Annotated in this window: 1 pseudogene; it reads right to left on the bottom strand. The window is 62.8% G+C overall.

From position 1 onward, the window contains the following. A pseudogene (locus AF337_RS12145) lies at positions 1–239 on the bottom strand (HlyD family secretion protein); the annotation flags it as partial.

Raw genomic sequence — 239 nt, 5'->3', positions numbered from 1 at the left:
CCTTCACATCGGCTCTGGCCTGCGACAGTGCAGCCTGGAAGTCGCGATCGTCGATGCGGGCGAGAACCTGGCCGGCCTTGACCGCGTCATTGTCGTTGACCAGCACCTGGCTGATATAGCCGGCGACCTTCGGGGCGACAGTGGTGTAATCGGCCTTCACATAGGCATCGTCGGTGGTTTCGATGAAGCGGCCGACCGTCCAGTAGCGATAGCCGAAATCGCCCGCGAAAGCGACGCCC

This window comes from Rhizobium ecuadorense (assembly GCF_001187535.1).
Lineage (GTDB): Bacteria > Pseudomonadota > Alphaproteobacteria > Rhizobiales > Rhizobiaceae > Rhizobium > Rhizobium ecuadorense.
This window is presented reverse-complemented; position numbering and strand designations above follow the sequence as displayed.